This is a genomic window from Rahnella sp. P4_A8 (genome assembly GCF_056402435.1).
In genome coordinates, this window is the sequence record NZ_JBFUHK010000053.1 from 1 (window position 1) to 25,476 (window position 25,476).

Annotated in this window: 18 protein-coding genes and 1 pseudogene; 7 read left to right on the forward strand and 12 right to left on the reverse strand. The window is 54.4% G+C overall.

Going from position 1 to position 25,476, the window contains the following annotated elements:
- Positions 1-373, forward strand: a pseudogene (locus AC1DUO_RS19300) (hypothetical protein); the annotation flags it as partial.
- Positions 374-401: 28 nt separating this feature from the next.
- Positions 402-818 carry a hypothetical protein gene (locus AC1DUO_RS19305; protein ID WP_119261674.1) on the forward strand — a complete coding sequence of 139 codons (417 nt, stop codon included), beginning with the start codon at positions 402-404 and terminating at the stop codon, positions 816-818.
- 25 nt (positions 819-843) lie between these two features.
- Here AC1DUO_RS19305 and AC1DUO_RS19310 read toward each other — a convergent pair whose 3' ends face one another.
- Complete coding sequence (locus tag AC1DUO_RS19310; protein ID WP_119261673.1) at positions 844-1,731, reverse strand: LysR family transcriptional regulator; 888 nt, start codon at positions 1,729-1,731, stop codon at positions 844-846.
- Between the two features lie 105 nt (positions 1,732-1,836).
- On the opposite strand from AC1DUO_RS19310, the gene AC1DUO_RS19315 reads away from it, so the two are divergent.
- On the forward strand, positions 1,837-2,481 hold the full coding sequence (locus tag AC1DUO_RS19315; RefSeq protein WP_119261672.1) for an NADPH-dependent F420 reductase: 645 nt from the start codon (positions 1,837-1,839) through the stop codon (positions 2,479-2,481).
- 133 nt (positions 2,482-2,614) lie between these two features.
- Here AC1DUO_RS19315 and AC1DUO_RS19320 read toward each other — a convergent pair whose 3' ends face one another.
- The 7 genes from AC1DUO_RS19320 to AC1DUO_RS19350 all read right to left on the reverse strand — a co-directional run bounded on the left by AC1DUO_RS19320 (position 2,615) and on the right by AC1DUO_RS19350 (position 7,830).
- Positions 2,615-3,292, reverse strand: coding sequence for a DUF1989 domain-containing protein (locus AC1DUO_RS19320; RefSeq protein WP_119261671.1), 678 nt, complete (start codon positions 3,290-3,292; stop codon positions 2,615-2,617).
- Positions 3,293-3,305: 13 nt separating this feature from the next.
- A complete protein-coding gene (locus AC1DUO_RS19325) occupies positions 3,306-3,971 on the reverse strand; it encodes an amino acid ABC transporter permease (RefSeq protein ID WP_013575613.1) in 666 nt (221 codons plus the stop codon).
- A complete protein-coding gene (locus tag AC1DUO_RS19330) occupies positions 3,971-4,624 on the reverse strand; it encodes an amino acid ABC transporter permease (RefSeq protein WP_013575612.1) in 654 nt (217 codons plus the stop codon). Before AC1DUO_RS19330 ends, AC1DUO_RS19325 begins: the two co-directional genes overlap by 1 nt.
- A gap of 3 nt (positions 4,625-4,627) precedes the next feature.
- Entirely contained in the window at positions 4,628-5,275 is a 648-nt protein-coding gene (locus tag AC1DUO_RS19335; protein WP_112152448.1) for an urea carboxylase-associated family protein, read from the reverse strand.
- Positions 5,259-5,888 (reverse strand): DUF1989 domain-containing protein, encoded by a 630-nt coding sequence (locus AC1DUO_RS19340; RefSeq protein WP_119261670.1) that lies wholly within the window; start codon positions 5,886-5,888, stop codon positions 5,259-5,261. The genes AC1DUO_RS19335 and AC1DUO_RS19340 overlap by 17 nt, the downstream gene beginning before the upstream one ends.
- A gap of 3 nt (positions 5,889-5,891) precedes the next feature.
- On the reverse strand, positions 5,892-6,728 hold the full coding sequence (locus AC1DUO_RS19345; RefSeq protein ID WP_013575609.1) for a transporter substrate-binding domain-containing protein: 837 nt from the start codon (positions 6,726-6,728) through the stop codon (positions 5,892-5,894).
- Between the two features lie 250 nt (positions 6,729-6,978).
- On the reverse strand, positions 6,979-7,830 hold the full coding sequence (locus AC1DUO_RS19350) for a MurR/RpiR family transcriptional regulator (RefSeq protein ID WP_013575608.1): 852 nt from the start codon (positions 7,828-7,830) through the stop codon (positions 6,979-6,981).
- A gap of 139 nt (positions 7,831-7,969) precedes the next feature.
- On the opposite strand from AC1DUO_RS19350, the gene AC1DUO_RS19355 reads away from it, so the two are divergent.
- On the forward strand, positions 7,970-8,971 hold the full coding sequence (locus AC1DUO_RS19355) for a bifunctional helix-turn-helix transcriptional regulator/GNAT family N-acetyltransferase (RefSeq protein ID WP_119261669.1): 1,002 nt from the start codon (positions 7,970-7,972) through the stop codon (positions 8,969-8,971).
- Here AC1DUO_RS19355 and AC1DUO_RS19360 read toward each other — a convergent pair.
- Both AC1DUO_RS19360 and AC1DUO_RS19365 read right to left on the reverse strand, forming a co-directional pair.
- Positions 8,917-10,467, reverse strand: coding sequence for a putative bifunctional diguanylate cyclase/phosphodiesterase (locus AC1DUO_RS19360; protein ID WP_119261668.1), 1,551 nt, complete (start codon positions 10,465-10,467; stop codon positions 8,917-8,919). The two genes, AC1DUO_RS19355 and AC1DUO_RS19360, sit on opposite strands and share 55 nt — an antisense overlap.
- 303 nt (positions 10,468-10,770) lie before the next feature.
- Positions 10,771-11,409 (reverse strand): nitroreductase family protein, encoded by a 639-nt coding sequence (locus tag AC1DUO_RS19365; protein ID WP_013575605.1) that lies wholly within the window; start codon positions 11,407-11,409, stop codon positions 10,771-10,773.
- 343 nt (positions 11,410-11,752) lie between these two features.
- Between AC1DUO_RS19365 and AC1DUO_RS19370 the strand changes: the two genes are divergently transcribed.
- The 3 genes from AC1DUO_RS19370 to AC1DUO_RS19380 all read left to right on the forward strand — a co-directional run bounded on the left by AC1DUO_RS19370 (position 11,753) and on the right by AC1DUO_RS19380 (position 22,343).
- Positions 11,753-20,302 (forward strand): GH36-type glycosyl hydrolase domain-containing protein, encoded by an 8,550-nt coding sequence (locus tag AC1DUO_RS19370; RefSeq protein WP_187514407.1) that lies wholly within the window; start codon positions 11,753-11,755, stop codon positions 20,300-20,302.
- 161 nt (positions 20,303-20,463) lie between these two features.
- Positions 20,464-21,162, forward strand: a complete 699-nt coding sequence (locus AC1DUO_RS19375) for a response regulator (protein WP_013575603.1) — start codon at positions 20,464-20,466, stop codon at positions 21,160-21,162.
- On the forward strand, positions 21,159-22,343 hold the full coding sequence (locus AC1DUO_RS19380; RefSeq protein ID WP_112152452.1) for a sensor histidine kinase: 1,185 nt from the start codon (positions 21,159-21,161) through the stop codon (positions 22,341-22,343). The genes AC1DUO_RS19375 and AC1DUO_RS19380 overlap by 4 nt, the downstream gene beginning before the upstream one ends.
- A 74-nt stretch (positions 22,344-22,417) precedes the next feature.
- Here the strand turns inward: AC1DUO_RS19380 and AC1DUO_RS19385 are convergent, their stop codons facing one another.
- Complete coding sequence (locus AC1DUO_RS19385) at positions 22,418-24,625, reverse strand: TonB-dependent receptor (protein ID WP_119261666.1); 2,208 nt, start codon at positions 24,623-24,625, stop codon at positions 22,418-22,420.
- Between the two features lie 210 nt (positions 24,626-24,835).
- Positions 24,836-25,183 (reverse strand): HNH nuclease YajD, encoded by a 348-nt coding sequence (gene yajD / locus AC1DUO_RS19390; RefSeq protein WP_013575600.1) that lies wholly within the window; start codon positions 25,181-25,183, stop codon positions 24,836-24,838.
- Positions 25,184-25,476 lie beyond the last annotated feature (293 nt).

Genomic DNA, 25,476 nt, shown 5'->3' on the forward strand with positions numbered 1-25,476 from the left:
GTCTATTTGGGATCACTATGGACCAGTAGGACGCCACAAAAATACAGCATTCAGACCTCTGCTATTCCCAAAACCATCACCCGGAAAAAAAACAATGCCGAGGTTAGGATTACTTCCTTCATGGTTAGATTATATCAAGCCTTTAAATGATTTATCGAGCTTGTATTTATCTAATCGTTATCTAAATAGACCCGTGAAAAATATGTTTGATGATAAAAACAAACTCAATGGAAACGTGTACTTGTCCCTCAGAAAGGGGTTCCAAAAAAATACAGAACTCAAAATGCCTTTACATTACCCTATTTTTCCTCATCATCCGAGGTCCCCAGACTATTTTTACATTGGCGGTGATAGCCCCATGCCGATCTGGTGAATCAATTAAAGTGCATACAGAGGGTTATATGCAAAAAATAGTTAAGTGGTCCGGATGTTTTATAGCAATATTAGTTATGATGTTCATGTGCCATATAGTATTAAGCTTGTATTTGTTGGGTTGTATTTCTGATGGAAGGGAATATCGCAAATCAAATTGGGTTGACTATTATTATCTTACGCCTGATGTTATTAAAAATGCGCCTGAAATTTCCAGTGATGCTATTTATTATGTGCAAGGTGGTGATGAAAATACCTTCTTAGAGGAAAAGGTCACCTGGACTCAGGTAAAAGATGTTCCACAGGCAGTGAAAGTACTGAAAACCTATTTAGTTGAAAGTGGTATTGATGTTGAAGCACGTTATAACATTGGTGAGCGATACTTTATTATTCCTTATGAGGATAAAGTGAGTCTGTTGATAAATACTTGCATGAAAAATTGCTGACAACGAGATCAGCAATTTTGTCGTTTCAGCCGAAAGCCTCCCGCACCGCCTGAATAAAACTGCGGATCTTCACGGTCTGTCGCAGACCGGCGGGTGTGAGGATATGCATGGGTCTTGAAGGTCCGTCGTAATCAGGCAATACCTGCACCAGTCGTCCGGCGTTGATCTCCTCGCGCAGCACATCTTCCGGCCCCAGCGTCACGCCATATCCGCTGACGGCAGCATGCAGCAGTGCGCGCCAGTCATTCGAGCGCAGACGGCCCTGCGGATGGATTTCCTGCATTTTCCCGTCCTGGTAAAATTGCCAGCGGCAGGGGGCCTGTGGCGACCAGATTCCGTAAACCAGACAGGAATGCGTCGCCAGTTCCGTCGGGGTTTCCGGTGCGCCATTTTGTGCAAGATAGCCCGGTGAGGCGCAGGCAATCAGCCGGTATGGCCGCAGCGGATAAGCAATCATCTGGCTGTCACTCAGTTCGCCAATGCGCAGGATCACCTCATAGCCTTCCTCGACCGGATCGACCATGCGGTCGCTGAGCGTCAGTTCAATCTGCGTCTCCGGATACTGCGCCAGATACTGTGTAATGAATGGCGCCAGTGACGATGTGCCGAAGGTGACCGGCGCATTCACCCGTAACGTGCCGGAAGGTGTGACTTTCATTTCGAGGGCGATAGCATCCGCTGCTTCGGCTTCTGAAAGTACGATTTTACAGCGTTCATAATAGCTGCGCCCGATGTCTGTCAGGTGCTGACGCCGCGTCGTGCGGTTGATCAGTGCCGTCCCCAGCCGCGATTCCAGCCGGGCGATATGTTTGGCCACCATCTGCGGGGAAATGCGCAACGCTTCTGCTGCTGCCGCGAAAGAACCCAGATCAGCGGTTCTGACGAACACATTCATGCTGGTTAAGCGATCCATGATTCCCTCTTGTTTGTTGTTTGTTTATGTCTGTGGTGGCGATTTATCAATGTTCAGTGTGGAATTATTCTTACCCTATCGACAACAAAATGAAAGGTAAGAATCATGAAAATAGGCATTTTGGGTGCAGGGTTCGTAGGCAGGGCGGTGGCAAAACTGGCGATCAAAGCCGGACATCAGGTGATGCTGAGTAATTCTCGCGGTCCTCAGACGTTGTTCAGCCTGAAGCCGATGATCGGTTGCGAAATCGGTACCGCGACGCAAGCGGCTGCTTTTGGCGATATCGTGGTGATTGCCGTGCCACTGACGGCTATCGGACAACTGCCCGTGGCGGAGATTGCCGGAAAACCGGTCATCGATGCCGTAAATTATTACCCTGAACGTGACGGTCAGGTGGCAGAACTGGACGATCAGACAACGACTACCAGCGAATATCTCGCGGGCTTCCTGCCGCATTCAGAAATCACCAAAGCATTCAATGCGATTCAGATGACCGATCTCGAAAACGACGGTTTACCCGCTGGCGACCCGCAACGTCGCGCTCTGCCCGTAGCCGGTGATGATGCGGAAACGAAAAAGGCGGTGATCGCGCTGTATGACGCCTTTGGTTTTGACGCCGTCGATGCAGGCGCTCTTTCCGAAGGCTGGCGCTTCCAGCGCGGCATGCCGTCTTATTGTGTGCGGATGACCGAAAGTGAATTACGGGCGGCGCTGGATGGGGCGGTGAGGCCGGAACCCGCAGGAAGATAAAAGGGCGGTTTTATCCCTCTGAAATTTTAAATGTGCTTAGGCTTAGATAACGTTTAAAACCCCCACCCAACTTCCCCCTTCACCGGGGGAAGCGTTGATCAAGCCATCAGCGAGCTTGGCTTTTCTTCTGCCTTTAAACCCCCTCGGGCACCCACGCGCCCTGCAATTTCACCTGCGGGAAGCCTGCGGTCAGAATGCGCAATTCGGCATCGCGCGGAGTGTTGTCGCCCTGGCCCTGAATGCTGACGATGTCCTGCGGGCAGGCGGAGAAGGCGACGTAGCAGTCCATTTCGGCGCGCAGGATAATGTAGTCGCCAGGACGCGTCACCACCGGCAAGGTTTTCAGGGTACGGCCATCCGGCTGAACCTGAATGTTCATGAAGATGTTGAACGAGGCCAGATTGCCGTGCGGCAGTGTTACGCCCAGTTCCGCCATGCCTTCAAACAGGTTGTCGTGGCAGTTGCGGTGCGGTTCGGTGCAGCCGAGTAACTCGTAACGACGCGCATCGCACGCGGCCATAAAGGTGTCGTGCACGCCGGGTGAGGTGTCGGCGACCAGCGTCAGAATCGGGTGGCGCTGGCTGGTGATAAAGCTGTCGCCGACCTGCGGATTCAGCCGCTGGTTCCAGACACGGGTGGCTTCCATACACATATATTCACTGACGTCTTCGGCGTTATACGCCCAGCAATCCACCACCTGGGTGCCGTACAAATTCACCACCTGCACGGCTTCGCCTTTCGCCATACGCACGGCTTTACCGTGGCGGGCGGCAATCAACTGGATGTCACGATGCTCAAATTCAGCCGACATTTTTTTCTCCTGATTAATGTTGCATGCTGCGACGGTAGCGCGTCATGCGAAATTCAATATGGCGCGCCAGCCAGTCAATCAGACTGTTCAGCACCCAGTAACACAGCGCGACCGTGAGATAAATCTCCAGCGGCGCGTAAGTCTCAGAAATCGCCTGTCTGGCGGCGTACATAAACTCTTGCACCGATACAATCGACAGCAGGGCGGAGTCTTTAATCAGGCCGATCATCAGCCCGACCAGTGGCGATAACATCTGCGGCAGCGTTTGTGGCAACACCACGTCGCGAAGTTGTTCCGTGCGGCTCAGCCCTAAAACACGACAGGCTTCCCACTGGCCGCGCGGTAACATCTCAATCGCCGAGCGTACGACCTGCGCGATATACGGCGCGTAATATAACGTCAGTGCCAGCACGCCGACCTGCGGCGAGGTTAAGGTGATGTCGTATTCCGGCAGGACGAAATAGAGCAGATAAATAACGATCAGCAGTGGAAGCGCCAGCGTCAGGCTGGTGTAAAGATGCAGCAACCGTTGCCAGAATGGCGGGGCACGCATCAGCGCGACGGCCATCAGCGTGCCCCATAACAGCGAGCAGATCGCCGCAATGGCACAAAGTTTTAACGTGGCAATCATGCCTGCGCCGAGCGACGGTAATGCGGTAAGAATTGCCTGCCAGTCCATTACGCCATCCTCCGCTTGGCTTCCAGATGCCGTACCGCGCTGATCAGCGGCAGGGCGATCAGCAGATACCCGGCTGACACCAGCAACAGCACCTGAGTGGCGTCGTAAGTGCGGGCGATAACGATTTGTCCGGCATAGGTCAGTTCGGTCAGCGCCACCACGGACGCCAGCGGCGTAGTTTTCAGCAAAATCGTAAACTCGTTCACCAGCATCGGCAGGCTGGCGCGGATCACCTGCGGGTTGATCACATACCACCACGTCAGCCAGCGGTTCAGCCCCAGCGTGCGCGCCGCTTCACGTTGTCCGCGGGTCACCAGACTCTGATTAACCCGCAAGATTTCCGCGACGTAAGCGCCGCTGTTCAGGCCAATCGCCAGCACCGCCGCCAGCATTGGCTGACCGCCGAGGCCGAGACGCGGCAGGGTGAAGAACACCACAAAGAGCTGCACGATAGCCGGTGTGCCACGCATCAGGCTGACATACAACCGCCCGGTGACGCGCCACAGCCAGGCATTGCGTAGCTGGATAAAGCAGATGATTTGCCCGCACACCAGGCTCAGCAGCGCTGCCAGTAAGGTAAGTGTCAGCGTCATCAGCAGGCCATGGCCTAATTCGGGAAGTGCTGCAATCACCTGGTCATCCAGCCCCAACATGCGTTATTCCTCGTCAAATGCTGACAGATTTTCCGCGACCGAAAGCTTCAGCGGCGCGGGTTTATCGTTGCCTTCAATACCGGTGCAGCAGGCAGAAACCACAAAGACGGTATCGGCCACCACGCGACAGGTAATGCTGTCGCCCGGCTGCGTGCGGTTGGTTTCCGGCAAAATATCACCTTCTCGCGTCAGCCGGACGTGCATGAACAGATTGATGGGATCCGGCAGTTTCGGCACATTCATGCCCAGCCGTGCCAGTTCACTTTTTACCGACTCAATGCAGCCATCCCCCTGATAACCACGCTCAGCCAGCCATGCGGTGGTCGAACCCGGCAGCAGCAGGTCGTGGCGTTTTACGCTGTCCTTGCCCAGCACCATTACCGGACGACGGCGGTTATTCACCAGACGCATCCCAGAACCCAGCAGATAGCTGTTGCTGAATACGCGGGTGTGATGAACCGACAGCCAGACAGCAGGGTCGCTCAGGCTGAAGCCAAACAGTGCGGCCACCGCACCTTCGCCCGCTGCCGTGATGCGCAACAGTTGCCCGCGCAGCACGCGAATGGAGCCCGTCTCACCGGCTTTGATATCCACCGGCCCGGCCAGCGGACGGACTTCACTTTCGGCCCAGGCCTCACGCATTAACAGCATGCTGAATCTCCCCGTGGTAATGATTGCTGACCTGAATATCAACCGGCGTGACCTGCAAACCGTTGCCGGGAATGATGTCCTGCGGGCAGGACGACACTGCGCAAATCAGGTCACACAGCGCTTCAAAGACAATACAGTCACCGGCTTTACTGTTCGGGTCAGTGACTTCCATGCGGCCATCGGCGGTGACCGGCCCGTTCTGGAACAGGTTGAACGGTTCCGGCAGGCTGAAATAGGTCACGCCCTGTGCCTTCATGCCCTCAAGCAGGTTATCGACGCAGTTGCGATGGCCTTCAACACCGAAATCGATACTGAAACGCGTGCGGTCGCAGGCCGGAACATTGGCGTCATGAATACCAATGGTGTCGGCGATGATGCGCAACATCGGGCGGTTTTCACTCGACCACAGCGCATCTCCGGGTTTGAAGAACAGCGAGCGCAGATGCTGACGCGTATGCACCGGCGACAGTTTTTCATTCAGATCAGCGGCATTCACGGCCACAAAATCGGCGGCCTGCTGACCTTCGGCATCAATGACGGTAATAAATTGCCCTTTGTTCACGGTAAAGGTTTTGCCGTGACCGGCGGGCACCGTCAGCAGGGATTGGCACATAACTTACTCCTGAGGAATGAAATCGCTGGCGGGCACGGTAAAGGTGGTGCCGAGATACTGTTTTTGCAGCGTGGTGAGTTCGCCGTCTTTCTGCATCGCCAAAATATGATCGCTGATGGCTTTGTTCAGGCGGGTGTCGTCTTTACGTGTTGCCCACGCCATCCACTGTGACGGGCCAGCTTCGCCAACCTGAGCCACTTTGTTCGGGTATTTTTTAACGATCGGTGCGAGCACCGAAATGTCGTCAAACACGAAATCGGCGCGTTTAGTCATCAGCGTGCTGACGGTCTGATCCAGCGTATCCACGCTGATGATGGTGATCGGCTTCTTGCCTTCTTTGGTCAGCGTTTCGTTAAAGCCCTTGAGCAACTGTTCCGGCACGCTGGCGCTTTTCACGGCTCCGCTCAGACCAGACAACTGTTCCGGCGACAACGTTTTGCCGCTGAATTTTTTCACATCGGCCTCGCGCACCAGCACACCATTGACGGTTTTGCTGTAAGGCACCGTGAACAGCACTTTTTTGGCGCGTTCGGCGGTGACGTTAAGAGAAGAACCTTCGGCATTGAATGAGCCGGAGATCAGGCCGGGCAGAATGCCGCTGAACGCGGTTTTCTGAAACTCCAGTTTCACGCCGAGGTCTTTGGCGAAAGATTGCATGATCGCCACGCTGTAGCCGGTGATCTCGCCTTTATCGTTGGTGAATTCATAAGGCGGGAAGGTCGGGTCGATGCCGACGGTGATTTTACCGCTGCTTTTGATGTCTGACAGGGTGTCAGCTTGTGCGGTGCCAGCCGCGCCAGCAGTGATTAAAGCGGCGATCAGCAATGCTATTTTTTTCATTATGGTGATTCCCTGGTGTTGGTGAAATGTCACTGACCACAGAGCAGTTTCCATGCCACTTTTTTAATCAGTCGCAGCCTGAATATGACGGGAAACATTTTTTTCTTCCATAATCAATGAGAAACAAATGTTTCTTATTTTAATATTTATATTTCTCAGGTTTCATCAGGAGGCGTGAAAAAGCGGCGGAAAGATCCGCCGCTGCACTGATTTGGGGATAAGTGTTCAGCCGTTGCGCCAGTGCGGCGCATTACTCCAGTTCTTCGAGGCTCTGGTGCAGGGTTTCGATGGTGGCGAGATGGTAGCTGCCGGTTTTACCCATGCGACGGGCGACCAGTGAACAGAGCAGGTTACAGACGCCGGAAAGCGCCACGGTGCTGTCGAAAATCAGATTAACGTCGGTATGACAGCGCAAGACCCAGTTGGCATATTTCGCCGGTTTACCCGCCAGCACATCGGAGATATACAGCATCGGCACCTGCATGTCAGCCAGGGCACTCATGGCGGTTTCCAGTGCAGGCATACGACGGCGCAGCCCGACGCAGATCACCACATCCTGCGGGCCAAGCGCTGCCAGATGTTCTGCCAGCGAATCACCGGCGCGCGGCAGCAGGCGTACGTCGGGGTGAACGTGGATCAGGTCGCGGTAAATCAGCATGGCGATGGTCTGACTGTGACGCCAGCCCATCACCACCACACGTTTCGCGTTGGCAATGGCCTCCACGCAGGCTTCAAGCTGGTCATCTTCCAGTAAACGGAACGTGTTCACCAGGCTGGAGACCTCTTTTTCCAGATGATTTTGTATCAGCGTGCCCAGGGGCGAAGCGCTGGGTGCGGCCTGAAGATACAGAGGCGAGCCGCTGTTTTGCATTTCACGCGCCTGACGGCGGGCAGCATCGTAGCTTTCATAACCGATATGGCGAAAGAATCGCGTGGCAGTCGCTTTGGATACGCCCGCGCTCTGCGCCAGTTCAGTCGCGGTATTCATCGCCAGCTGGCCCGGCGCGGCTAACAGGACATCGGCTAAACGTTGTTCGTGCAACGAAAGCTGATCCCATTGCTGCCGGATACGGCTTTCCAGCGATGCCGTTTTTGCGCTCATGAATGATCCCCGGAAAGAAAAAACTCATCCTGCACAGAACGTGCCGGATTGTCATGCACAATCTTTATCGCGGTATTGACAGTGCACCGGGGATGATGGTTGTATTATACAACTATCAGTCAAAATCCCGGGTAAACGCATGCCAGATCACGCCTTAATCGAAGAAATCCGTTCCTCCTCGCGCCTTATGGTACGCGAGCTGGGTTTTATGAACGCCACGCTGGCGGCCACAGAATATTCACCTTCTGCCGTACACAGCCTGGTGGAAATTGAAAATCAGGGCGCCATGACCGCCGCGCAACTGGTGCAGATCCTCGGGCTGGAAAAATCCAGCGTCAGCCGCATGCTTGCCCGTTTGCTGGCAGCGGGTGAACTGCAGGAAGTGCCGTCGGAAAATGATGCCAGAGTGAAACAACTGATACTGACGGAAAAGGGCAAGCAGACGGTCGGGCGGATCAATGAGTACGGTGCGATGCGCGTGATCAAGGCGCTGGAAAATCTGGATGCTGCGCAGCAACAGGCCGTCGCAAAAGGCCTGACGGCGTATGCCCGCGCCCTTGAACGTTGTCGCGACGGGGACCCGGTCGCGCCCCAACACAACATTGAAATCGTCACGGGATATCAGCCAGGCATGATTGGCCGGATTGCGGAAATGCACGGCACGTATTACGCCAGTAATTACAACTTCGGGCATTTCTTCGAGGGAAAGGTTGCCAGCGGACTGGCCGAGTTCTGCGGGCGTTTGCATGAACCCTGCAACCAGGTCTGGCTGGCGGTCAGCAACGGGCGGGTGGTCGGTTCAGTGGCTATCGATGGTCAGGATCTGGGAAATAACGAAGCCCACCTGCGCTGGTTTATTCTTGATGACCGCTGCCGGGGAACGGGCATGGGCAGAAAACTGCTCAGTGAAGCGATAGCGTTTTGCGACGGGCGCGGATTCGACGCTGTTCAGCTCTGGACCTTCAGCGGCCTTCATGCTGCGCGACGTCTGTATGAATCCTTTGGTTTCGAACTGCTGAAAGAATGGCAGGGCGACCAGTGGGGCATGACGATGACCGAACAACAGTTCACCCGCCGGTCACCGCTTCATTCCGCTGTGACCTTTTCAGCTTCAGTTAAAGGCGATTTTATTGATTTATGAATATTTGCTGCAGGAACCGGTTTTCCGAGGAAATAGCCCTGACCAATATCACAGCCGAGTTCCTGTAAAATAATCAGCTGACTTTTATATTCAATGCCTTCAGCAACCACTTTTACGTTGAGGGCGTTGGCAAGGGAGAGAATAGAGCAAACAATCTTATTCTGTTTCTCATTAGTCTGGAATGTATCAATAAAACTCTTATCAATTTTTAATGTATCAAAGGGAAAGTCACAGAGCTGAGAAAGGCTTGAGTATCCGGTGCCAAAATCATCGAGAGCAATTTTAACGCCTGCGTCACGGAGTCTTTTAAGTGTATATCGGGCCAGATGTCTGTCGCTAAACAGCGCGCTTTCCGTGACTTCAATTTCCAGTTGTTCTGGCGGGAAACCCACATCATCAAGAATACCTATAATTCTTGATTTAAGATTTTTGTCACATAAAAGTAAAGGTGAAAGATTAAAGGACAACCGTTTGTCGGATGGCCATTTTAGTGCTTCAAGACATGCCTCCCGTAAGAGATATTCTGTCAGTTCTGTTATTGCTCCTGTGTCTTCAGCAAGCGCAATGAACTTCGACGGCGGGATGAACTTTCCCGCCGAGATTTCCCATCGGGCAAGGGCTTCAAAGCCTATGATTTTTTCTGATTTTAGATCCACCAAAGGCTGATAATGACTCACAAAAACTTTGTTTTTCAAGGCTGATTTAAAATCACGTTCCAGTTGTGCCATGGATAATAAAGATTCTTCCATGCTCGCAGAGAATGCCCTGATCTGCTCTCTGCCAGCTTTTTTAGCAACATGCATTGCACAATCGGACTGTTGAATCACTTTCTTAAGATCGCACGAATCTTCCGGGGATCGTGAAATACCAATATTGGCTGAAATATTGAAGGTGAATCCATCCAGATTAACCGGTGAACACAGGCTACGCATAACGCGCCCGGACAGCGAGGTCAGGTCGGTTTTGTCAATATTGGGTCTCAGGACAAGAAAATCATCGGCGGCTAATTTATAAACGCAGCCAGGGAAAATATTCAGCAGTCTTTCTGCTACGATCTTAAATATCTCATCATGATAGTCATGGCCGAAAATATCATTAATATCCTTCAGTCTGTTTATTTCAATGGTGAACACACCAAAACTACTTTTGTTTTCTTGGTTATATTGTGCGATGGTAGAGTTGAGTATGATTGTATTCGGCAGCCCTGTTACCGGATCATGACATTCAACCCAATGAAAATTCTTTTCAGCTTCCATTCGCCTTGCTATTTCCTTTTCCATTGCTTTTATTCTCATAAGAGAAAAAATAAGCCCAAGAAAACCCGTTATATTCAGGGTAATGAAAACTTCGTCTAAATTATAGACTTCATATGCTTTAAAAAAAGAATAGAAAACTTCATTCATATTAAAATACAGGGAAAATAAATAGGTTGCTATGAGTATCCCTATCCATACATAAAGCTCGACTTTTGCCTTATTGCGAAGCTTCTTTAACATATGCAACCTCAAAATAAGTTAACAGAGTCAGTAAAATCATTTATCTGCATGTGTTATCGGCATTCTGATGAGGCTATTTAGCCCGGATAAGGTTTTTTTTAAATAAAGGGGCTACTTATTATGATTTTTGCGGGGGTGATCACTCTGGGCAACGGCACAGCGGAAAGCTTTTATCGTCCGTAAATGACCTTATAAGCGTGAAGTCAGGGGGATTTATGATAATAAAATCAGGATGTCATCAGTAAGGTACGTCTGTGTTTAGGGTATGAAGGCCACCGGCCGGACAGGGCCGGTGGCCTGATATTACTTGATTTCGGTGACGAAGTTTTCACGGCTGCGGCGAACTTTCTTCAGGTTCACCAGCCAGTCGCCTTCGTGGGCGCGGTAGCCCAGCGGCAGGATCACCACGCTGCGCAGGTTTTTGTCTTTCAGGCCCAGGATTTCATCCACGGCAGCAGGATCAAACCCTTCCATTGGCGTCGCATCCACTTCTTCAAACGCGGCGGCGATCAGCGCGGCGCCCAGACCGATATAGGCCTGACGTGCAGCGGCCTGATAATTCGCTTCGGTACCGCGTTCAGCGACAATGCTCAGCAGTTTCTGGCGGTAGTTTTCCCAGCCTTCGTTTTTAAAACCGCGAACCTCGTTGGTCAGGTCGAACATCATGTTCACGCGTTCTGGCGTGATGTCATCCCATGCCGCGAACACCAGCAGGTGAGAACAGTCGGTGACCTGCGCCTGATCCCAGGCAACGGTGCGGATTTTTGCGCGGATATCCGGATTAGTGACTACCAGCAGTTCGAAGGGTTGCAGACCGCTTGAGGTCGGTGCCAGACGCACGGCCTCAATAATGTTTTCAATCTTTTCAGCCGGAACCGTTTTGGCCGCATCAAACTTCTTGGTTGCGTATCGCCATGCCAGTTTTTCGTTTAAGGTCGTCATCTTTTTTTCCTGAAGGATAAATTTGGAAGCGGGGGATTGCCTGTGACAATTATTCCCAAATAGCCGCCCGATAATCGCATGAACCGAATCCGGGAGTTTATACTTTTGAGCCTTGATAAAGACCGCCGTCAGTGAAAATTTGCAGGGTTAGCACACAGTTGTCAGCCGCTGGCGAAAAAATAAACTCAACGCTATCCCTGTAAACAGGCTACTATGAATCTAATTGCCCGCTGAGGGTGACTCATCTTTTCGGCCTCCCTGTCCCTTACCCATTTTCTTATCAAGTGAACTCTCATCGCAGCTCAGGCAACTGCCTTATCGGGTCCGCCTAAGGTATGCTGACATGAAAAATGCTGTGATTAACTGGTTCAAAATTAAAAGAGCACCCCCTGTTATTAGCCATACCCGGCGTCATCGCGCCAGCGCACTGGCGCACCCCGTACCGATCAGCGCCGAGCTTTTCTCCGCAGATCAGATGGAACGGTTCGGCGGCAAACTCGCACTCTCCCACAAACTCTCCGGCAAAAAACTTCCTTACTACCTGCTAAAGCGCCTCGACGATAACGAAAAGGTTTTAACGCGCAGTTGCCTGATCCTCAGCAGTGGAGAAAAAGCGGGCATTACCCCGGCCGGTGAATGGTTACTCGATAACTTCTATCTGATCGAAGAACAAATCCGTCTGGTGCGCCAGCTGTTACCGAAAAACTTTGGCAAGGGGTTGCCTTCACTGGGTTTACCGCATTCCTGCCCGCGCATTTATGACATTGCGACCGAGGTTGTCAGCCACAGCGACGGCCTGTGGGACATCAAAACCCTGACCCGTTTTCTCTCGACTTATCAGAGTGTGCGCCCGCTGACGCTCGGGGAGTTATGGGCGTTTCCGGGTATGCTGCGCCTGGCGCTGATCGAGAATTTACGCCGGGTCAGTATTGAAGTGGCGAATGCGCAGCAGGAACGTAATCTGGCCGATTTCTGGGTCAATAAATTGCAGGACAGCGCGGAAAACGATCCCGCCAGTCAGATCATCGTGATTGCTGATATGGCGCGCACCAATCCGCCGCGTAGCAGCGCTTTCGTGGCCGAACTGGTGCGCCGGTTGCAGGGGCACGGTTCGATGCTGGCGCTGCCGCTGACCTGGGTAGAGCAGCGGCTGAGTGAAGTCGGGCTGACCCAGCGTGAAGTGATCGATAAATTTAATCAGCAGCTTGCTGCCAGCCAGCTTTCTGTCAGCAACAGCATTATGGGTTTGCGGCAGTTGACCGAAATGGACTGGGCAGAATTCGCCGAAAACCTCAGCGTGGTGGAGAAAGTCCTGCGTGAGGATCCGGCCGGTATTTATGCCTCCATGCACTTTGATACCCGCGATAACTACCGCCATCAGATTGAACAGTTGTCGCGCCATTCCCTGCACGATGAGGCGTTTGTCGCCAGCCGCGCGGTGGCGCTGGCACAACAGGCAACGGATTCCTTTCAGCAACAACATGTCGGTTACTATCTGATTGATGCCGGGCGCAAGACGCTGGAGAAAGATTTGCAGGTGAGGTTTTCGCTGCAAACCCGCATCCGCAGCCGCCTCAGCCAGACACCGCTGCTTTCGTGGCTCGGCAGCCTGCTGCTGCTGACCACCGCCATCACCGCCGAGGTGCTATATCACACCGTGCATCCCGGCATGCACTGGGCGTGGTGGCTGTTACTGGGGCCGGTAGTGCTGGTCGCCAGCCAGTTTGCGCTGAATCTGCTCAGTGAAATCACCACCCGTAGCCGCACACCGCAACCGCTGCCCCGACTGGAATTCGTCGGCGGCATCCCGGAACACGCCAGTACCCTGGTAGTGATCCCCTGTCTGCTGGGTAGCCGGAAAAATATTGATGCACTGATCAGCAGCCTCGAAGTCTGTTATCTCGGCAATGTTCTGTCACACCTGAATTTTGCGCTGCTCACCGATTTTCACGACAACCCTGAACAGCACAACGAGGACAACGATGCGTTGCTGAGCTACGCCACGCAGCAGATCCAGACCCTCAACCGACGCTATACCGACGCACAGGGGCCGTTATTTACGTTGTTGCATCGCGACAGTGAAATGAATGCGGCGCAGAGCGTGTGGATGGGATATGAGCGCAAACGCGGCAAGCTGAATGCGCTGAACCGCTGGTTGCGCGGCGAAGGTGAGCCGTTCTCCCGGGTGGAAGGCCGCACACAGGCGCAACTGCGCCAGGTGAAATACGTGATCACCCTCGACAGCGACACGGTGCTGCCGCGTGCGACTGCGCATCAGCTGGTCGCCGCCATGGCCCATCCGCTCAATCATCCGGTTTATGACACTGAACGCCAGCGGGTGATTTCGGGCTACGCCATTCTTCAGCCCCGGCTGGCCGAAGAAATCCCCGAAAACGGGCAGGGGCGTTACGCCGCATTATGCAGCAGCGTGCCGGGCAATGATCCGTATTCGTCGATGTCCTCCGATATCTATCAGGACTTATTCGGCGAAGGCTCATTTGTCGGCAAAGGGATTTACGACGTTGATATGTTCATCCGGGCAACAGAAAATACCTGCCCGGAAAATTTAGTGCTCAGTCACGACCTGCTGGAAGGGTGTTATGCGCGTTCGGGCATGCTCAGCGATGTGGTGTTATACGAGCAGTATCCGGATCATTATCTGGCGGATGTGGCGCGTAAAACCCGCTGGATCCGTGGCGACTGGCAATTGCTGAACTGGCTGGGTTTTCGTGTCACGCAGGAAGATGGCACGCGGACCCGCAACCCGCTGACCACGCTTTCCCGCTGGAAATTGTTCGATAACCTGCGCCGCAGCCTTATCGCTCCCGCGCTGCTGACCCTCATTTTTTGCACGCTGTTGCTGGTGCCGAACAAGCTTTACTGGCTGGGCTTTATCGCCAGTATGCTGCTTTTCCCGGTGGTGGTCGCGCTGGTGCTGGATCTCTTCAACAAAGGCTCACGCCGCAAGGTCATTGCCCATCTGAAAAGTGTGGCATCCGCTACCCTCAGCCGTTGTTCGCGGATTTTGCTCCAGTTAATGACTCTGCCGCACGAAGCCGTGTATTCAATACACGCCATTTTGCTGACCCTGTGGCGGCTGAATGTCAGCCACAGGATGTTGCATGAATGGGCGAGTGTGAATATCGGCGAAAAATCCCGTGCGCACTCGCAGGTCTATTTCTATCGCCGGATGTGGGCGAATCTGCTGGCAGGTGTGGCCGTGATTATACTGGCCGCCGGTGCGCATCCGCCGTTACTGTGGTTTGCCTTGCCGCTGGGTCTGCTGTGGCTTGTCGCGCCGCTGGTGATGTGCTGGATGAGCCGGCCTGCTGTCAGGCAGAAACCGGGCATTGATGCGCAGCAACAGCGTTTCCTCCGTCAGACCGCACGTGAAACCTGGTACTTTTTCGAAACGTTCGTCAACGCTGAGGAAAACTGGCTGCCGCCCGACAATTTCCAGGAAATTCCGCAGCCGGTGATTGCGCACCGTACCTCGCCGACCAACATTGGCCTGTCGTTGCTGGCGAATATCACCGCGTGGGATTTCGGCTACATTACGCAGGGTGAGGTGCTGGAACGTACCAGCGAGACACTCGATACGCTGGATAAACTCGAGCATTTTCGGGGTCATCTTTATAACTGGTACGACACGCGCACGCTGGCACCGCTCAATCCGCGCTACATTTCCAGCGTTGACAGCGGCAATCTGGCCGGGCATCTGCTGACGCTCAGCAGCGGATTACGGTTATGGCGCACGCAGCCCGCGCTGAATATGACCGCGTGGCTGGCCGGGCTGGCCGATACGCTGAACATGGCGGAAAGCCAGACCGACGAACTGCTGATGACTAAATTGCGGGAAAGCCTGAAACAGGCCACCGCAGCCAAAGCCGCTGAAAGTATTACCTACCTGCAGGATATGCACGGCCTGATCGCTGCGTCGGCGCAGGGGTGGCAACAACGGCTGGCAACACAGCTCGCGACCGGCATTAAAGAGTGGTCAGATTTTTATGGGGCGCTGCCGGCGGAGGCTCAAAATCAACCGCTGCCAACGCTGCACTGGCTGGCGCAACAGGATGCCCGGACGTCACCGCTGTTATCCCGCTCTATCGGGCTGGCGCGTCAGCGGCTGGACATCATCGGTGAACTCGAACAGCGCCTGAACGAGCATGCGCACATGGATTTCCGCTTCCTGTATGACAAAAATACCCACCTGCTGACCGTCGGTTACAATTGTGACGCCCATAAAATGGACAGCGGAAAGTACGATCTGCTGCCTTCGGAAATCCGTCTGACAAATTACGTCACCATCGCCACCAATCAGTTGCCGCAAAAAAGCTGGTTCGCCCTCGGGCGTCTGTTCACCGTGATCGATAAACAGCCGTCGCTGATGTCGTGGAGCGGTTCAATGTTTGAATATCTGATGCCACAACTGGTGATGCCAGCGTATCCCGATACGCTGCTGGTGCAGATGTGTCAGACCGCCGTTGACCGGCAAATTGCCTGGGGTAAGGAAAATAACGTGCCCTGGGGGATTTCTGAATCGGCGTATGCGGCCTTTGATCTCAACCAGAACTACCAGTATCACGCCTTCGGTGTGCCGGGCCTCGGTCTTAAACGCGGCCTGGGTGAAGATATGGTCGTCGCGCCTTACGCAACGATGATGGCGCTGATGATCCGCCCGCAGGAAGCCTGTGTGAATCTGCTGGAACTGGAGAATTGCGGCGCCCGCGGTGAATACGGTTTCTATGATGCACTGGATTACAGTCCGTCGCGTCTGGTGCGCGGGCAGATTTACATCGTGGTGCGTTCCTACATGGCGCACCACCAGGGCATGGGATTCCTGGCGCTGGCTAACGTGTTGCTCGGCGCGCCGATGACCGCACGCTTTGCGGCCAACGCGGCATTCCAGTCCGCCCGTTTACTGTTACAGGAACGCGTGCCGGATGCCGTCGAGCTTTACAGCCCGCGTCGTCACTTCGAATCGCACGACAATATGCTGCAAAAAGTGAACGTGGAACTGCGTGAATTCACCGACGTCGACAGCCCGTCGCCGGAAATTCAGCTGCTTTCCAATACCCATTACCATCTGATGGTCACGCAGGCGGGCGGCAGTGTCAGTCGCTGGAAAGACCTGACCCTGACCCGCTGGCGCGAAGATGCCACCCGCGATAACCGCGGCATCTTCTGCTACGTCAGCGATCCTGAATCGGGCGCAGTGACCAGTAATACCTGGCAACCGCTCGGTAAACAGAAGGGAACCTACCACGCGGTACTGACCGATTTTGGCGCAGAGTTTACCCGTACCCGCGGCCTGCTGACCCTGCAGACGCATATCGTGGTATCACCGGAAGATGACGTCGAAATCCGCCGTATGACGGTCACACATAATGGCCGCCATTCGCGTACGCTGGATATCACCACGTATGCCGAAGTGGTGCTGGCACCCGCCGCCAACGACGCGGCCCATCCTGCGTTCAGTAATTTGTTTGTACAAACCGAACTGGTGCCTGCGCAGGAGGGGATTCTTTGTCACCGGCGACCACGCGAACCGGATGAAGCCTGTCCGTGGATGTTCCATATGATGGCTATCCACGGTGCGGTGGAACGGGAAACGTCATTTGAAACCGACCGCGCGGCCTTTATCGGGCGTGGCAATACCGCCGCCAGTCCGCAGGCAATGCAGAAGGGCGGAACACTCGGTAACAGTGCCGGTGCGGTGCTGGATCCGGTGATGGCGATTCGTCAGCGCATCAGGCTCAGACCCGGTGTGCCGGTGATTATCGACATGGTTTACGGCATCAGCGACACGCGCCTGCAAAGCCTGATGTTGCTGGAAAAATATCGCGACCATCATATTGCTGACCGGGTATTTGAAATCGCCTGGTCGCACAGTCAGGTAGTGCTGCGCCAGCTTAATGCCTCGGAAGATGATGCCGGGCTGTTTAACCGTCTGGCGGGGGCGCTGATTTTTGCCAGTCAGGAAATGCGCGGCGATGCACAGTCGGTCGCCGCCAACCGTCGCGGGCAATCCGGTCTGTGGGGACAGTCGCTTTCCGGCGATCTGCCGATTGTACTGCTGACCATGACCAGCAACGAAAATATCGGGCTGGTGACGTTGCTGATCCGTGCGCACCATTACTGGCGTCTGAAAGGATTAAAAGTCGATCTGGTGCTGTTGTGTAATGATTCCGGCGGTTATCAGCAGGCGCTGCAAAACCAGATCCTGAGCCTGGTGGCATCCGGCGCGGGGTCCAGCCAGACCGATATTCCGGGCGGAATTTTCGTGCGTAACGGCGAGCAGATGACACCGGATGACCGCATGCTGCTGATGAGCGTGGCGCATGTGGTGATCGACGACCGCCGTGGCAGTCTGGACGATCAGCTGAATCAGCGGACACAAACACCGCTCGTTTCCCTGCCCGCGTTGGTGCCGGTGCGTACGGTCAATGACAGTCAGCCGGTGATGTCGCCGCCACGTGAACTGGCCTGTTTCAACGGGCTGGGCGGGTTCTCGCCGGATGGTCGTGAATATCAGATTGTGCTTAACGAAGGTCAGACCACGCCTGCCCCGTGGTCGAACGTGCTGGCAAATGCCAGCTTTGGTACGGTGATTTCAGAAAGCGCGCAGGCGTATACCTGGTATGAAAATGCCCACGAATACCGCTTAACGCCGTGGGAAAATGACCCGGTCAGCGATAGTTCCGGCGAAGCCTTTTATCTGCGCGATGAGGACAGCGGCAGCGTCTGGTCGCCTGCACCGTTACCGGTTCGCGGCATCGGCGGTTACGTCACCCGCCATGGTTTCGGTTACAGTTGCTTCGAACATACCGAGCGGGGCATTTCCAGTGAAATGACGGTATTAGTTGCCGAACATGCGCCGGTCAAACTGATTATCATGACCCTGACTAACCTCTCCGGCAGGCCGCGCAGATTGTCGGTGACCGGTTATGCCGAATGGGTGATGGCGGATTTACGTGCCAAGTCCGCGATGCATATCGTGACCTCGGCAGCGCACGTAGTAAAAGGTTGCGGTGTACTGGCGACCAATCATTACACCAGCAACGGCTCTGAACGCACCGCTTTCTTTGCGGTCACCGGCGCACATTGCTCGGTCAGCGGTGACCGTCGCGAGTTCTTTGGTCGCACCGGTTCTGCGGCCATGCCCGCAGCCATGAAAAATCAGCGTCTTTCCGATAAAACCGGTGCGGCGCTGGATCCTTGTGGCGCGGTGCAGTCGGCCACAACGCTTATCGACGGTGACCAGCGCACCTTTATTTTCGCGCTGGGTCTGGGGCAGAATGCCGCAGATGCCGAAGCGCTCATTCATCAGTATCTTGAGGAAGGCGCGGCGCAGGCTGAGCTGGATCGCATTCATCATCACTGGCATCAGGTGCTGGATAAAATTCAGATCACCACGCCGGATAAATCGGTTGATTTGCTCGCCAACGGCTGGCTGATTTACCAGACCTTAGCCAGCCGGATCCTGGCGCGCAGCGGCTATTATCAGTCCGGCGGGGCGTTCGGTTTCCGTGACCAGTTGCAGGATACGCTGGCGCTAAGCCACGCGGCGCCGGAACGGATGCGCGAACAGATCCTCTTATGTGCGTCGAGGCAGTTCATTGAAGGCGATGTCCAGCACTGGTGGCATCCGCCAACCGGCAACGGCGTGCGTACCCGCTGTTCTGACGACTATCTCTGGCTGCCGCTGGCCATCAGCCATTACATCACGGTCACCGGCGATCATGGCATTGCCGAAGAATCCGTGCCTTATCTCGAGGCACGTTTGCTGGAGGCAGGTGAGGAGTCGTTCTACGAGCAACCGCAGGTCAGCGCAACGCAGGAAAGTCTCTGGCAGCACGGTGTGCGTGCGCTGAAGCATGGTCTGAAAATGGGTGAGCACGGACTGCCGCTGATGGGCGCGGGAGACTGGAATGACGGCATGAATCTGGTGGGGCTGGGCGGGCGCGGGGAAAGTGTCTGGCTGGGCTTTTTCCTCTACGACGTTCTGCAACGTTATGGCGCACTGGCAGAAGAGCGCCAGGACATCGCTATCGCCACCCTGTGCCGCGAGCAGTCGGCGCTGCTGAAGCAAAACCTCAACAACCATGCGTGGGACGGTGAGTGGTATCTGCGCGGTTATTTCGACAGCGGTGAAACGCTGGGTTCGCATATGAACGACGAATGCCAGATAGATGCTATCGCGCAAAGTTGGTCGGTGCTTTCCGGAGCCGGTACACCTGAACGCACCGCCAGCGCCATGCGGTCAGTCGATCAGCGTCTGGTCGATAACGATGCGGGGTTGATCAGATTACTGACGCCGCCATTTGACGGCAACGGCCCGAATCCGGGATATATCCGCGGATATCTGCCGGGTGTGCGTGAAAACGGCGGGCAGTATACCCACGGAGCTATCTGGGCGGTGATGGCGTTTGCCCGACAGGGCAACACCGAACGCGCCTGGGAACTGATGTCGATGATTAACCCGATCAATCACAGCCTCACGCCGGAGGCGGTCAGCCGCTATAAAGGGGAACCGTATGTGATTTCCGCCGATATTTATTCGGTCGATCCGCACAGCGGTCGCGCGGGCTGGAGCTGGTATACCGGTTCTGCGGGCTGGACATACCGGTTGATCACCGAATCATTGCTGGGCATTACACGCCATGGCGATGCTATCGCCATCCACAGCAAATTGCCTGCGCTGTGGCCGGAAATCACGGTGACGTATCAGCAAGGCAGCAGCCGTTACCTGATAACGGTGCGGCACAACACCGGCGACTACTGTGTCACGCTGGATGGCCATGCCCTGGACGGTGATCTGATCCCGCTGACGGATGACGGTAACGAGCATCAGGTGGTGGTCGAACTGGGGAGCCGGGCAGAAAATGCGTAAACAGGTAATGTGAAGCATTAGTTTTATGGATATCATTGTGATTCCTCATCATCTAAACGTATGGTTCGTAGCGGATTGCAGCCGCATCTGAAACCGGAAGTCGGGAGAGGCAGGGTCAGTAAACTGCCGGGAATTTATGATGAAACAGCCAGGGCGACTCAATGCAAACAAAGCGGATCCTGATTATTGAAGATGATGCCGATGCGGCAGACGTTCTCGATGCGTATTTAAAACGCGAAGGATATGACGTACAGATTGCCGGTGACGGTGTTTCCGGGCTGGAGCATGCGCTGCGCTGGAAGCCGGATCTCATTTTGCTGGATGTGATGCTGCCCGGGATGCGCGGCACTGATGTGCTGGCATCGCTGCGGCGTGAAAGCAGCACGCCGGTGATTATGGTGACGGCGATGGGCGACATGCCCGATAAAATTGGCGCGCTGCGCTTCGGTGCGGATGATTATGTGGTCAAACCTTACAACCCCGGTGAGGTGGTGGCGCGGGTGCAGGCGGTACTGCGTCGTGTGGCGACAGACGAAAACAACACGTCTGCTGTGTTGCGCTGGCAGGGTCTCGACGTGGATGTCGGGGCGCTGACGGCGGCGGTTAGCTCTGCCTCGGGCGAACCGCATTATCTTGATTTAACCCCGACAGAATTTGGCGTACTGAGCACATTAATGCGGGCACCAACACGCCCGTTCTCACGTCAGTATTTGCTGGAGCATTGCCTGCCGGAAAGCGAGGCGCTGGAAAGGGTGGTCGATACGCATGTCTATAATTTGCGTAAAAAACTCGAATCCGCAGGCATCGTTAACGTGTTAGTCAATGTGCGCGGCGTCGGTTACCGGTTCAGACAGCCATGAACCACCACTCTCACTATCAGTCCCTGTGGCGCTGGATTTGTGTGCGGATCCTGACGCTGGCCATCGGCAGTGTCGTTGTGATTGCTCTGTGCATGTGGCTGCGTTTTGTCATTGAGAATCTTTGGGTATTGCACCATATGTCTCCCGCGCTCAGGGCAGAGTTTTACGTGCTGCGGGATAATCCGGATCTTAATCTTGCGCGGTTTCATGAGATTGTCGATCAGGGCTGGGGGGCGCGTTACTCCGATCCCTCCATCGCCTCGGCCGACTGGATCATGGTTGGCATCCTGGTCGTCGTGGTGACGCCGTTTATCGCTATTTTGGGATTAAAAGCCGCGCGACCGCTTTCGTCACAATTCAGCCGTCTGGCCCAGGTGGCGCGTGCGGTCACGCAGGGAGATTTTAATACGCGGGCTGAGCCGGTGAAAAATGCGCCGGCGGAACTGATTCAGTTCACCGATGATTTTAACGCCATGATGTTGCAACTTTCGCGTTATGAGCGGGAGCTGCGAGCCTCCCATGTGGCGATGGCGCATGAACTGCGCTCACCGCTCACGGCGGCGGTGGGGCGTTTACAGGGCATGCTGGACGGTGTTTTCCGCCCGGAGCCGCAGCAATTGCAGATGGTGATGACACAGCTTTTGCATCTGAACCGTCTGATCGACGAACTGCATCTGCTGTCGCTGGCGGATGCCGGTCAGCTTAACCTCAGCAAGACAGAACTGGATCTGGCAGATCTGCTGCGCGAGCGGATGACCTGGCTGAAACCTCAGTCGACTAAAGCCGGTTTTGACATCGCCCTGACGCCGGAGACGCCGTGCCGTTATGTCGGTGACCCGTTCCGGCTCGGGCAGGTATTTACCATTCTGATGGAAAATGCGCTGCGTTATGCGCAGGAAGGACGGCGTCTGGACATCGCCATCGCGCCCCGCAATGGCGGTTATGACATAACGTTCCGGGACAAGGGTCCGGGTGTGGATGACAGTTTTCTGCCTGTTATGTTTGAACGCTTCAGCCGGGCGGACTCTTCCCGCGCACGACATTCCGGGGGCAGCGGATTGGGTTTATCCATCGCCCGTGCGATTTGTGAAGCGCACGGCGGGGGGATCCATGCGACGAAGCAAACACAGGGCGGGCTGATGGTCACGGTCAGTTTACCGCTGCCGGAAAACAGCCAATAAAAAATTCGCACGGCAATAAAAAAGGGGATGCTGAATGCATCCCCTTTTTATATCCGTATCAGATTATATCCGTATCAGAAGTCGTACGTCATGGAGACTTTGAGCGCGCGCGTTTTTCCCTGATAAATATAGGTTCCGGTGCTGTCGATATTTGACCAGTATTTTTCATTGGTCACGTTATCAACACCAGCACGCCAGACCATATCATTCTGGTTGATTTTGGTGCGGTAACGCACGCCAAGATCCAGAACGGAATAAGCGTCGATTTTCTTCGTGTTGGCTGAGTCTGCCCACTGTGAGCCGGAATGGTTCACCAGCGCGGTGGCCGTCAGGCCGTCAACCGGTTTGATGTCATATTCCGCACCCAGCACCAGGTTGTAGCGCGGCACGCCAATCGCATCTTTACCGTTATAGGTGTTGTCTTGGGTTTTGGTCATTTCCGGATCAATCCAGGTCGCGCTGCCGTTGAGACGCAGGCCCAGCACCGGTTCGCCAAAGACGTTCAGCTCCACGCCCCGGTTACGTTGTTCACCGTCCAGATTGTAGAATTTATTGCTGTCCAAAATGCCTGACGGTTTTTTGATTTCAAATAATGCCAGTGAACCGCCTGCACGCCCGAAGTCCGCTTTTACACCCACTTCGTTCTGTTTTGAATGGGCAATGCCGGTGGTTGAACCGTAGTTTTTCGCGTTATTCGGTGCCACATCGCCCGGCTGTAAAGACTCGGTGTGGTTGGCGTACAGGGAAATCACCTGCCACGGTTTATACACAACCCCGTACGTCGGCATCCAGCGGCTGTCGCTGTAACGTGATGACACGTCTTCAGCGCCGGTCGCATTGCTGTAATTACGGACGATCACTTTCTGATGACGTGCGCCGACGGTGAACAACAGGGTGTCATCCAGGATGCCCATCGTGTCGGTTAACAGATAGCCCTGAGTCCGGTTGCGCCCGGTGGTCAGCGGGTCGTCATAATTACCGCCAGACAGATTAGGTGTCGGGTTCGGGACATTCGTGGTGTGATAAATATTGGTGTTTTCAGCATTGGCACCGTAGGCCATACGCCACGCCGTATTATTGCGTGAAGTCAGGGCGGAATAACCAAAATTCACCTTGTGGGTGATGAAGGCGGTATCGAAATTGCCGCGAATTCCCGCCATTCCGCTGAAATTATTGATGATGCGGTTGGTATCCAGACGACCAATCGTTGCCGTTCCGTCAGCATCTTTCAGCGCAGGGGAAGCATAGTCGCCGGTTTCATGCGAATGCTGTGCGCCAACGCCGCCATACACTGTCCAGTCATCAGTCACATCATATTCCGCTTTGGCCATACCAAATTCGGACTCAATATTGCTGTATACCCAGTCCTGACTGTAATTGTGACTGTTGGATGGCACTTTAGGGATGAAATCCACACCACTGATATTCACGCCAAGACGGGCGTCGTGGAAGGTTTTCTTTTGATAGCCCATGTCCACAGAGGTACGAAGGCGGTCACCGCGATAATCGAGGCCCAGTGAGGCTGCGGTGGTGCGTTTTTTCTCACCATCAATACCGGTTTCGCCTTCACGGTTAACGGCATTCAGACGGACACCGAACTGGTTGTCATCGCCAAAACGACGGCCCAGATCCAGGGTGCCACCAACCTGAGAAGAGGAGGTGTAATCCACGCCGACACGGGTCAGTGGCGCGTCATCCGCATGCTTCGGCTCGAGGTTGATCATGCCGCCTACGCCACTTGTCGCCGCGCCGTTCAGTAATCCGTTCGCACCTTTAAAGATTTCTACGCGGTCGATTAACGACGCATCCATCACCTGACGCGGCACCACGCCCGGCAATCCGCCATACGTCATGTCATCGCCATCGAGCTGGAAGCCACGAATGCGGTAGGTTTCGGCGAAGTTGCCGTATCCCTGCACGTTCTGGACGGTGGCATCATTGCGCACGACGTCAGCAATGGTCCGCGCCTGCTGATCCTGAATCAGTTTTGACGTGAAGCCGATGACGTTAAAAGGCACATCCATTGCCTTCTGTTCGCCAAGCATGCCAAGGCGACCACCATGCGCGACCTGACCGTCCAGATAGGCCGGAACCAGCTCATTGCCGCCGGATTTGAATTCATTATCCGGCGCACTGACGATAGTCATGGTATCGCCTGTCGCCGCCGTTGAGCTGGTCGCCGGAGCAGGGGCGGTGGCTGCAATCGCAGGCATGCAGCTTACGCTGACGAAGAGTGCCAGCAGGGTCGGTTTAAACCCTGTGGGTGAATTTTTTTCGCGCATAATGTAACCCTAATGTAAAAAGGACTGAGAATCATTATTATTTGAATTTGCGATTATGCGCATGGCGTTTTGGGATGCAAGAAAAATATCAGGGGACTAACTTATGTGGCGGAAATCGCCTCGTTCATCATAAAAAATCCACGGCATCGCGTGGATTTGGGTGAATACCGGGGTTTTTAGTTTTGCTGGAGGAGCGGAGCGGAATCGACCCTATTTCTTCTTATTCAGCATCGCCTGTAAATCGGCAAACGGGTTGTAGGTGGCGGCACCGACATCATCTTGCGCATCTTCACCGGCCACCACCGTTGAACCGTACTGATCTGCTTCTGTGTACTTCGAGTGTTCGTGGTCATGACAATACAGGCACAACAACTCCCAGTTACTGCCATCTTCCGGATTATTGGTATGATCATGGTCGATATGGTGAACCGTTAATTCACGCAGGTTTGAATACACAAACTCCCGCGAACAACGTCCGCACACCCACGGATAGATTTTTAGCGCTTTCTCGCGATATCCGCTTTCCAGACGCTGGTAGTTTTTTGGGATCAGTGCCATTGAGATGTTACCCGTTACAAAGAGAAAATTTACGATAGTGCCCTTAATATATCCCGTAACAGAGCGGAAGGAGAAATAAAAGAGGGAGCTGAGGGTAATGCCGATCGTTTAAGGATCAGTTGACCGATCCGGTGGCTCGTGTAAAAAGGGTTCATGCTCATCATGGACCCTTTTTAAATGGAACTTTCACAAGCTCTCGGTATTATCAATCTCACTGCCCCCGATGAAGTTCAAAGCCTCGCTGACCTCCTGTCTCCTGACCTCATTCAGCAAGCTTTTTCTCTCACTGACAC

Excerpts from the sequence above, each read along its gene's own strand:
- AC1DUO_RS19305 (WP_119261674.1), top strand. The coding sequence starts at position 402 with ATGCAAAAAATAGTTAAGTGGTCCGGATGTTTTATAGCAATATTAGTT.
- AC1DUO_RS19310 (WP_119261673.1), bottom strand. The coding sequence starts at position 1,731 with ATGGATCGCTTAACCAGCATGAATGTGTTCGTCAGAACCGCTGATCTG.
- AC1DUO_RS19315 (WP_119261672.1), top strand. The coding sequence starts at position 1,837 with ATGAAAATAGGCATTTTGGGTGCAGGGTTCGTAGGCAGGGCGGTGGCA.
- AC1DUO_RS19320 (WP_119261671.1), bottom strand. The coding sequence starts at position 3,292 with ATGTCGGCTGAATTTGAGCATCGTGACATCCAGTTGATTGCCGCCCGC.
- AC1DUO_RS19325 (WP_013575613.1), bottom strand. The coding sequence starts at position 3,971 with ATGGACTGGCAGGCAATTCTTACCGCATTACCGTCGCTCGGCGCAGGC.
- AC1DUO_RS19330 (WP_013575612.1), bottom strand. The coding sequence starts at position 4,624 with ATGTTGGGGCTGGATGACCAGGTGATTGCAGCACTTCCCGAATTAGGC.
- AC1DUO_RS19335 (WP_112152448.1), bottom strand. The coding sequence starts at position 5,275 with ATGCTGTTAATGCGTGAGGCCTGGGCCGAAAGTGAAGTCCGTCCGCTG.
- AC1DUO_RS19340 (WP_119261670.1), bottom strand. The coding sequence starts at position 5,888 with ATGTGCCAATCCCTGCTGACGGTGCCCGCCGGTCACGGCAAAACCTTT.
- AC1DUO_RS19345 (WP_013575609.1), bottom strand. The coding sequence starts at position 6,728 with ATGAAAAAAATAGCATTGCTGATCGCCGCTTTAATCACTGCTGGCGCG.
- AC1DUO_RS19350 (WP_013575608.1), bottom strand. The coding sequence starts at position 7,830 with ATGAGCGCAAAAACGGCATCGCTGGAAAGCCGTATCCGGCAGCAATGG.
- AC1DUO_RS19355 (WP_119261669.1), top strand. The coding sequence starts at position 7,970 with ATGCCAGATCACGCCTTAATCGAAGAAATCCGTTCCTCCTCGCGCCTT.
- AC1DUO_RS19360 (WP_119261668.1), bottom strand. The coding sequence starts at position 10,467 with ATGTTAAAGAAGCTTCGCAATAAGGCAAAAGTCGAGCTTTATGTATGG.
- AC1DUO_RS19365 (WP_013575605.1), bottom strand. The coding sequence starts at position 11,409 with ATGACGACCTTAAACGAAAAACTGGCATGGCGATACGCAACCAAGAAG.
- AC1DUO_RS19370 (WP_187514407.1), top strand. The coding sequence starts at position 11,753 with ATGAAAAATGCTGTGATTAACTGGTTCAAAATTAAAAGAGCACCCCCT.
- AC1DUO_RS19375 (WP_013575603.1), top strand. The coding sequence starts at position 20,464 with ATGCAAACAAAGCGGATCCTGATTATTGAAGATGATGCCGATGCGGCA.
- AC1DUO_RS19380 (WP_112152452.1), top strand. The coding sequence starts at position 21,159 with ATGAACCACCACTCTCACTATCAGTCCCTGTGGCGCTGGATTTGTGTG.
- AC1DUO_RS19385 (WP_119261666.1), bottom strand. The coding sequence starts at position 24,625 with ATGCGCGAAAAAAATTCACCCACAGGGTTTAAACCGACCCTGCTGGCA.
- yajD (WP_013575600.1), bottom strand. The coding sequence starts at position 25,183 with ATGGCACTGATCCCAAAAAACTACCAGCGTCTGGAAAGCGGATATCGC.